8 protein-coding genes are annotated in these 8532 nt (G+C 63.8%); 4 read left to right on the top strand and 4 right to left on the bottom strand.

Annotated features, from left to right (window positions below; genetic code table 11):
* The first annotated feature begins 271 nt into the window (after positions 1-271).
* The 4 genes from rpoN (at position 272) to ACS5Q1_RS44925 (ending at position 5018) form a co-directional block, all read left to right on the top strand.
* Complete coding sequence (rpoN, locus tag ACS5Q1_RS44940; protein WP_473104293.1) at positions 272-1696, top strand: RNA polymerase factor sigma-54; 1425 nt, start codon at positions 272-274, stop codon at positions 1694-1696.
* Between the two features lie 117 nt (positions 1697-1813).
* Positions 1814-2392 carry a ribosome hibernation-promoting factor, HPF/YfiA family gene (gene hpf / locus ACS5Q1_RS44935; RefSeq protein ID WP_203441771.1) on the top strand — a complete coding sequence of 193 codons (579 nt, stop codon included), beginning with the start codon at positions 1814-1816 and terminating at the stop codon, positions 2390-2392.
* Between the two features lie 84 nt (positions 2393-2476).
* Positions 2477-2935 carry a PTS IIA-like nitrogen regulatory protein PtsN gene (gene ptsN / locus ACS5Q1_RS44930; RefSeq protein WP_203441770.1) on the top strand — a complete coding sequence of 153 codons (459 nt, stop codon included), beginning with the start codon at positions 2477-2479 and terminating at the stop codon, positions 2933-2935.
* 94 nt (positions 2936-3029) lie between these two features.
* The gene (locus tag ACS5Q1_RS44925) at positions 3030-5018 is read left to right on the top strand and encodes a methyl-accepting chemotaxis protein (RefSeq protein WP_473104292.1); all 1989 of its coding nucleotides are present in this window, start codon (positions 3030-3032) and stop codon (positions 5016-5018) included.
* 24 nt (positions 5019-5042) lie between these two features.
* Here ACS5Q1_RS44925 and ACS5Q1_RS44920 read toward each other — a convergent pair whose 3' ends face one another.
* From ACS5Q1_RS44920 to ACS5Q1_RS44905, 4 genes are all read right to left on the bottom strand, one after another.
* On the bottom strand, positions 5043-5765 hold the full coding sequence (locus tag ACS5Q1_RS44920; RefSeq protein WP_473104291.1) for an SIMPL domain-containing protein: 723 nt from the start codon (positions 5763-5765) through the stop codon (positions 5043-5045).
* Positions 5766-5856: 91 nt separating this feature from the next.
* Complete coding sequence (locus ACS5Q1_RS44915) at positions 5857-6945, bottom strand: polyamine ABC transporter substrate-binding protein (protein ID WP_203441767.1); 1089 nt, start codon at positions 6943-6945, stop codon at positions 5857-5859.
* A gap of 99 nt (positions 6946-7044) precedes the next feature.
* Positions 7045-8199 (bottom strand): aminotransferase, encoded by a 1155-nt coding sequence (locus ACS5Q1_RS44910; protein WP_473104290.1) that lies wholly within the window; start codon positions 8197-8199, stop codon positions 7045-7047.
* A 76-nt stretch (positions 8200-8275) separates the two neighbouring features.
* On the bottom strand, positions 8276-8532 hold a 257-nt coding region (locus tag ACS5Q1_RS44905), incomplete at its 5' end, for a hypothetical protein (protein WP_473104289.1).

Raw genomic sequence — 8532 nt, 5'->3', positions numbered from 1 at the left:
ACTATTCTGTATTGCTCGACGGATTGCCTCTGTCGTCGTGGCGCTGCCGTGTAGAACCTGCCCCATAGTGCTTCCTTCCACTCATGCGAAAAGATTGCACCATCAAAGTCCGGGATTAAACACTCTTAGCACATCATCGGTGGAAGAGACCTTCCGGTCTTCACACCCGAGGATGTTCTAGGAGAATTCACCTTTTGACCTTTGGCGAGCGAGCGCGGTAAAACTGTCGAAGCATGCAAGAAGCATGCCCGATGGTTCTCTGGGTGCGTTCATGTGTGCGATGCAGCGGCTGGAGCTGCGCCAGGGCCAGTCCCTGACGATGACTCCCCAGCTCGTCCAATCCATCAAGCTGCTGCAGCTCTCCCATGCGGAGCTGGCGGCCTATGTGGAAGCGGAGCTCGAGTGCAATCCGCTCCTGCAGGAGGGGGAGACTCCAGCGGATGCACCTGTGCCGAGCCTCGCCCATTTCCTGCGCGCCAAGCAGAAGGCAGAGGCTGCGGGGCCGAGGCTCGTGCCCGGCCCGCCTCCATCGCGGGGGGAGGCCGTGCCGGCTTCAGGCGGGCAGGCGGCAAGCGCAGGCCACAGCGAGCTCAGGCCCGAAATGGGAGACGTACTCGCCCAGGCGACGAGCCTGAGCGCACATCTGGAGGCGCAGCTCGACCTTGCCACCGCCGATCCAACGCTGCGCGTGATCGGCGAGCACCTGATCCACAATCTCAACGAGGCCGGATATTTCACCGAGGACCTGGCGGAGTTCGCAGCCCGGCTTCAGGTGATGCCCGAGGAGGCCGAGGCGGCGCTGCGGCTCATTCAGAGTTTCGAGCCGTCCGGCGTCGGTGCACGCAATCTGGCTGAATGCTTGAGTATTCAGTTACGTGAACGCGACCGGCTCGATCCGGCCATGCAGACCCTTCTCGCCCATCTCCATCTCGTCGCCCGCCAGGATTTCTCAGGCTTGAGAAAGGTCTGCGGTGTCGATCAGGAGGACCTCGCCGACATGCTGGCCGAGATCCGCCGCCTGGAACCCAAGCCCGGCCTCACCTTCGCGCCCGCTGTCATTGACGTGCTCGTGCCCGATGTCCTGGTGCGGACCGCCCCGGACGGCAGCCTGAACGTCGAGCTGAACCCGGATACCCTTCCCCGCATCCTGCTCAATCGCTCCTACTATGCCGAAGTCGCGAAGGTGGTGCGCAAGGACGAGGACAAGAGCTTCCTCTCCGATTGCCTGCAGACCGCAAGCTGGCTGACCCGCAGCCTGGACCAGCGCGCCAAGACGATTCTGAAGGTGGCCGCCGAAATCGTCCGCCAGCAGGAGGAGTTCTTCCGCCAGGGTGTCGCAGCCTTGCGTCCCATGACGCTCAGGAGCGTGGCGGAAGCCATCGGCATGCACGAATCCACCATCTCCCGGGTGGCGGCGAACAAGGCGATCGGAACCGAGCGCGGTACCCATCCGATGAAGTTCTTCTTCAGCGCCGCGACGGGGGAAGGAGAGCATTCCGCCAAGGCCGTCCGCCACCGAATCAGGCTGCTGATCGAGGCCGAGCGTCCGTCCGATGTGCTCTCGGATGAGGCAATTGCCCAGAAATTGAGAGCAGATGGGATCCAGGTCGCCCGGCGCACGGTGGCGAAGTACCGGGAAGCCCTTCGCATCCCCTCCTCGGCGGAACGGCGCAGGAGGTACAAGCTGAAAGCCTGACCTGTCGATTCTATGCCATTTCAAGGCTTGCATTGGCCTCCATTCGGATCATCATCGTCTCAAAGCGTCACTTTGAAGGATCGCAGCAAAGCGACGACGCAGGAGGAGGAGAACACGATGACATTGAGGGTGTCGGGCAAGAATCTCGATATAGGCGAAGCCCTTAGGTCTCAGGTCCAGGATCGGGTGGCCAGTGCGCTGTCGAAATATTTCGACGGTGGCTATTCGGGTCATGTGACCGTCACCCGCGATGGCACCGGCTATCGGACGGACTGCGTGCTTCACCTGACCTCAGGCATGACCCTGGAGGCTTCCGGCGCCGCCCAGGATGCCTACGCCAGCTTCGATCAGACGGCGGGCCGAATCGAGAACCGCCTGCGCCGTTACAAGCAGCGGCTGAAGGGGCGTTCCGGTCCGGCCAGTGGACGTGCAGGCAATAGCGTCGAAATGGCCTATGCCGTCCTGGAGGCTCCCAGCGACGAGGCGGTCGAGGAGGAGGCGTATCATCCGATGGTGATCGCCGAGACCACGAAGCCCCTCCACAATCTCTCCGTCAGCGACGCTGTGATGCAGCTCGATCTCACCGGAGCGGCGGCTCTTGTGTTCATCCACGCTAGCACCGGCCGCGTGAACGTCGTATACCGCCGCGGCGACGGAGCGATCGGTTGGGTCGATCCGCCGCTTGCACAGCCTTGACGGGGGGTTACCTCTTCTTGGCCCGGTTCTTGCGTGGAACGGTGAGAGGCCTTCCAGGCTTCACATCATAATGCAGCGTGATCGATGCCTTTGCTGGATTTTCTAGACCCTCGGGCCGTTCTGCCCGCCCTGCGCGTCAGCGGCAAAAAGCAGGCTCTTCAGGAACTGGCCTCCCAGTCGGCCCGGCTCACCGGTCTTCCCGACAACGCCATCTACGAAGCACTCCTGCAGCGCGAGCGCCTCGGCTCGACCGGGATCGGCGAGGGCATCGCCATTCCTCATGGCAAGCTGCCGGGCCTGACCCGCATCTTCGGCCTCATCGCGCGGCTCGACAAACCGGTCGATTTCGAGGCTCTCGACGGTCAGCCGGTCGATGTGCTCTTCCTGCTGCTGGCCCCTGAAGGGGCAGGAGCCGATCATCTGAAGGCGCTGGCACGGGCGGCGCGGGTGCTGCGCGAACCGGGACTGATCGAGCGGGTTCGGGCGACCAGGGATGCCAATGCGCTTTATGCCATCATGACCGAACTGCCGAAGGCTGCCTGATTCCTGCGGCAAGCAGGCTTCTGACCTAACGTAAATCTCTCTTTAACACGTCCGCCCCAATCTTGCCGCAAAGTCCTAAAGGGGGATTCGGGGAATGTCGTCTCTTGCTCGTGTGAGGCGGCCGTCGGTGCGGGTGCGCGTCGCCACGTTGAGTGGCGTCATGGTGCTCGGCTTTGCGGTCATCGGTGCGGTGTTTCAGACGGGCCGCAATGAGGTCGAACAGGCGCTGTCGGCGCAGCAGACCTACTCGGCCCTGGCTGAGAAGGCCAACAGATTCCGGGGACAGGCCGACGCTTTGAAGGTGACCGCCGGGGAATGGACGGCAAGCCGCCTCGGTCATCATGGCCAGGCCTTCATCGACCGGCATAAAACCCTCGTCACCCAGCTTGACGAGATGAGCGCCGCCACCGGTGCCGGCCTGATCGAGCCCGAAGTGTCGGCCCTGAAGCAGCATTCCGCGGCTCTGATCAGTCAGGGCACAGCCCTCAACAAGCTCTACGTCGCCATCGGCACCAAGCCCGACGAGGGTGCGCAGGGGCGCCTTCTCAAGGCGGAAGGCGATCTCGAGAAGCTCGTGCGTCCCATGACGGCGAGCGGCGAGGCCATCGCCTGGCGTCTCTGGGCGGCCATGCTCGGCATGTTCAACCAGGAGGCCCGCGCCCGCATTCTGCTCGAGGAGAGCATCCTGGGTGCCTTCGAGGTCGAGCAGGGGCGCTTTACGCGGGCGCTCGCCCAGCTCTCCGGCGATCCGAAAGACAAGGCGGCGATCGAAACCGCGAGTGTCTCGTTCCAGGAGGCCTTCCATGCCTGGAGCGAGCTGGAGCAGCAGGTCTCCGGCCAGGGCGAGAAGCTGATGGGGCAGTTCGATCTGCTCGTGCCTGCTCTCGATCAGCTCCTGGCTAAGGTCCGCGCCGAAGCGAACAAGACGGAAGAGCAACTCACCGCCTCGCAGCATCGCACCTTCGCTCTGATCCTTTGGGCCATGGGCGCCACGCTGCTGTTTGGCCTGATCCTCAATTTCATCGTGGGGCGCTCGATCTCCCTGCCCCTGACCCGCCTCCAGCAGGCCATGCGGCGGCTGGCGGATGGCGATGCGGCGAGCGAGATCCCATTCACCGGCGCGACCGACGAGATCGGCGCCATGGCCCGCACGGTCCTGGTCTTCCGCGACAATGCCCGCGAGCGCGAGCGGCTGACGCGGGAGCGCGAGGGCATGGCGGCGATCGACGCCGAGCGGGCCCATACGATCTCCAACGCGATCATGGCCTTCGATGCCTCGGTCGAGCAGATCCTCGCCGAGGTCAGGCAGGTCACGGGCGATCTCGCCAAGGCCTCCGGGCAGCTCGAGGGATCGGCCAACCACGTGACCCAGCAGGCACAGATCGCGGGGGCGGCGTCCACCCGTACGGCGCATAACATGTCGGCGGTGGCGAGCGCTGCGGAGGAGCTCGACGCGTCCCTCGCCGAAGTGGCCGCCCAGACCAACGCTTCGGCGCAGGCCTCCGAGCGCGCGGTGGCGGAAGCGCGCGGCGCCTCCGGCAGCATGTCGACTCTCTCGACGGCAACGTCGCAGATCGGCGAGGTGGCAAACCTCATCCGCTCCATCGCGGCGCAGACCAATCTGCTTGCGCTCAACGCCACCATCGAGGCGGCGCGGGCGGGCGAGGCCGGCAAGGGCTTTGCCGTGGTGGCCTCTGAAGTGAAGGACCTCGCTGGCCAGACCGCCAAGGCAACGGAAGAGATCGCCCGGCAGATCGAGGCCGTGCAGGCAGCCTCCCGTGAGACGCTGGTGGCGCTCGGCACCGTGCAGGCCTCTGTCGAGGATCTGGCCGGGGTCGTCTCGACGGTGGCCGGAACGGTCAGCCAGCAGACGGCGGCGGTGTCCGAGATCGCCCGCTCCGTGGCCCAGGTGTCGACGGAAGCGCAGGCCGGCACCTCCGCCATCGAGACGACTCAAGGAGTCGCCTCGCAGTCGCTCGACGCTGCCCGGAACGTGGCGGATCTCTCGGTGGCCCTGGAGAGCCAAGCCCGGCGTCTCGGCACGGAGATCGGCCAGTTCCTTCAGAACGTCAGAGCGGCTTAATGACTCCAAATTGGTCGGGATGCCTCAGGGCTTCCCGGCCATCTCCCAGACGAGCTGGACATTGGCCGTGTAGCGGATCGTCGCCGGCGGCACGATCGGAACCGACTCGGCGCCCTTGGCCATCGCCATGGACATGCGCATGTCCGGCTGCGGTTCGAAGGGCTGGGCCGAGCCGTCTCTGATCTCCAGAAGGCGGCCCAAGGAGACGCCGGCAGCCGCCGCATAGATCTCCGCCTGACGGCGGGCGTCGCGCACGGCAGCCTCGCGGGCCTTGTCGCCACCCTCTTCCTGCTTGTCGAGGCCGAAGGTGACCGACTGGAAGGTCATGTCGCCACTGGCCAGGATCTCGCCGGCGAGGCGTCCGACGCCGTCGAGGTCGCGGGTGGTGATCCGCAGCTGATGGTTGGCCGAGAATTTCGGCGTCTTCACCTCCTTGCCGTCCGGTCCGACCTGCTGCGGCGTCTGGAAGACCTGGAAGTTCGCGGTCCGGATGTCTTCCTTCTTGATGCCAAGGCTCTGGATGCGGGCGAGAACCCGCTCCGTCGCCGTATTATTGGCGCTGGTCGCCTGGGCCACGGTCTCGGCCTGCGTCGCCACGGTCACGTGGATGCGGGCGAAGTCTGGCTTCAACTCCGCCTCGCCGGTTCCCATCACGCTGATCGTCGGCTGGCGCGGCGTCGGGGTCTGGGCGAGCGCCGGGGAGGCGATACTCAAGGCAACGAGAGCGGCGGCAACGGCAAGGCGCATGACGAAACGTCCTTCTTACATAAAAAAGCTCCGCCCGTAGGCGGAGCTTTCAGGGCATCGAGACGATGCACAAACGAACCTGAGCGGCGGATTAACGACCGGTCTTCACGCGGGTCCAGAGCCGGGTGACGGTACGCTGCGAGCGCTCGTCATAGGCTGTGTTGGTGAAGAGGCGCTTCATCGTGGCCTCGTCCGGATAGATGCCGGGATTGTCGAGGATCGCCTTGTCGATATGCTGCTTCGCGGCGAGATTGCCCGAGGCATAGGACACGAAATTCGTGTTCATGGCGGCGATCTCGGGACGCAGCATGAAGTTGATGAATTCATGCGCTTCGGCCGCGTTCTTGGCATCCGCCGGGATCACGAAGCTGTCGAACCACATCAGGGCGCCTTCGCGCGGGATGACATAGCCGACCTCGACGCCGTTCTTGGCTTCCTCGGCGCGGCTCTTGGCCTGGATCATGTCGCCCGAATAGCCCACCGCCACGCAGATATCCCCGTTGGCGAGCGCGTTGATGTATTCGGACGAGTGGAACTTCTGGATGTTGCCGCGGACGCGGAACAGGGCATCGCCCGCCTTGTTCAGATCTTCGACGCGCTTCGAATCCGGGTTGAGGCCGAGATAGGCCAGCACGCCGGGGAAGAGATCCTCGGGGCTGTCCAGCATGTAGATGCCGCAGGCCTTCAGCTTCGACGAAATCTCCGGCTTCAGCACCAGGTCCCAGGTGTTGAGCGGCATGTCGGCCCCGAGAATCTCCTTCACCTTCTTCACGTTGATGCCGATGCCGGTGGTGCCCCACATGTAATTGACGGCATATTGGTTGCCGGGGTCGAACACGGCAAGACGCTGCGTCACCTCCGGCCATTGATTGGCGAGGTTCGGCAGCTTGGCCTTGTCGAGCTTCTGGAACACCTTGGCGCCGATCAGGCGCTGCACGAAGGGGCCCGAGGGCACGACGATGTCATAGCCGGACTTGCCGGCGAGCAGCTTGGTCTCGACGATCTCGTTGTTGTCGTAGGTGTCGTAGACCACCTTGATGCCGGTCTGCTTCGTGAACTCGTCCAGCGCCTTCGGATCCACGTAATCGGACCAGTTATAGACGTTGACCACACGCTCCTGGGCGGTGGCGGCGGTGACAAGGCCGAGGCCTAAAGCAACCGAAGCGAGAAGACGGAACATCAGGGGTGGGAACTCCTCAAGAGTGAGTGACAACAGGGGCAGGCTAGGAAATTCTGAGCAAAGAAACAATGTCCAAGTTGTTGGCAGGCCAGACGGATTTTAGGCGGCCTTTCTGATCGCCTTCGCCAGCCGCTCCAGCCCGGCATCGAGCGTCGAATCCTTCTTGGCGAAGCAGAAGCGCACCACATTCTTGACCGCGCCTTCGGCATAGAAGGCCGAGACCGGGATCGCCGCGACGCCGTGCTCCGTGACGAGGCGGCGGCAGAAGGCGACGTCGTCGGTTTCTCCTAAAGGCGTAATGTCGATGTTGACGAAATAGGTGCCCTGGCTCGGGATCACGTCGAAGCCCAACGTCCGCAATCCATCACTGAATCGGTCGCGGCTGCGGGCGAAATTTTTGCGCATGTCCTCGAAATAGGCGTCGTCTTTGGCAAGGCCGTAGGCCACCGCGGCTTGCAGGTTCGGCGCCGTGGTGAAGGTGAGGAACTGGTGCGATTTCGCCAGCACCTTCATGATATGCGGCGCGGCCGCCACGAAGCCGACCTTCCAGCCGGTGAGGCTGAAGATTTTTCCGGCCGAGCCGATCTTCACCGAGCGGTCGCGCATGCCTTCGAGTCCCAGCACCGGCTGATGCTTGTGGCCGTCGAAGACGACGTGCTCCCAGACCTCGTCCGAGATCGCGATGGCGTCGAACTTGCGGCAGAACGCGGCGAGAAGATTCAAGTCCTCGTTCGAGAACACGGTCGCGGTCGGGTTGAGCGGGTTGTTGAACACCACCGCCTTGGTCTTCGGCGAAAAGGCCTTGGCGAGCGCCTCCTCCGTCAGGCGGAAATGCGGCGGCTGCAGGGTGACGAATTTCGGCTCGCCGCCGGCGAGCCGCACGAGCGGCAGATAGGCGTCGTACATGGGCTCGAACAGCACCACCTCGTCGCCGGGCTCGACGATGCCGAGGATCGCGCCCGCGAGCGCTTCGGTTGCGCCTGACGTCACCATCACTTCCGTGGTCGCGTCGAGGTCGACGCCCTGCCAATGCTTGTAATGGGTGGCAATCGCAGAGCGCAGTTCCGGGATACCCATCATCGACGGGTACTGATTATAGCCGTTCAGCACCGCATCCGCCGCCGCCCGCCGCACGTCCTCGGGACCGGGATCATCCGGGAAGCCTTGGCCGAGATTGATCGCACCGGTCTCCCGGGCGAGGCTCGACATGACTTCGAAGACGGTAGTGGGCAGGTTGGCAAACAGTCGGTTCATGCCGCTCTCTCGTTGATGGATCGTCGTGGCGTCGAGGTGCTTCGTATCACGGAGTTGTGGGAGATCGAACCGGCATTCATCCAGAAAAGACAAGCGCCTTCGGGCTCGGAGCCGTTTCGGCTCCGAGCTTTTGAGGCAATCGAGGGTGGCGCGAGGTGCAGCCCGGCTCGATGTCTGATGGTGAAGTGAAGAGCCGGAATGCCTCTTCGCGGTAATTACCCACGCCCTTGTCAGCAGGCTCAATGCCTGACTCCATGGGGCGATGGATCGCACTGATTTGCAGCGTCTGACAAAGGAAGAGCTGATTGAGTTGGTGCTGCGGATGCAGCGTCC

The organism is Microvirga sp. GN3, from assembly GCF_055792825.1.
The sequence above is the reverse complement of the archived record's forward strand: the minus strand, read 5'-3'. Positions and strand labels throughout refer to the sequence as shown.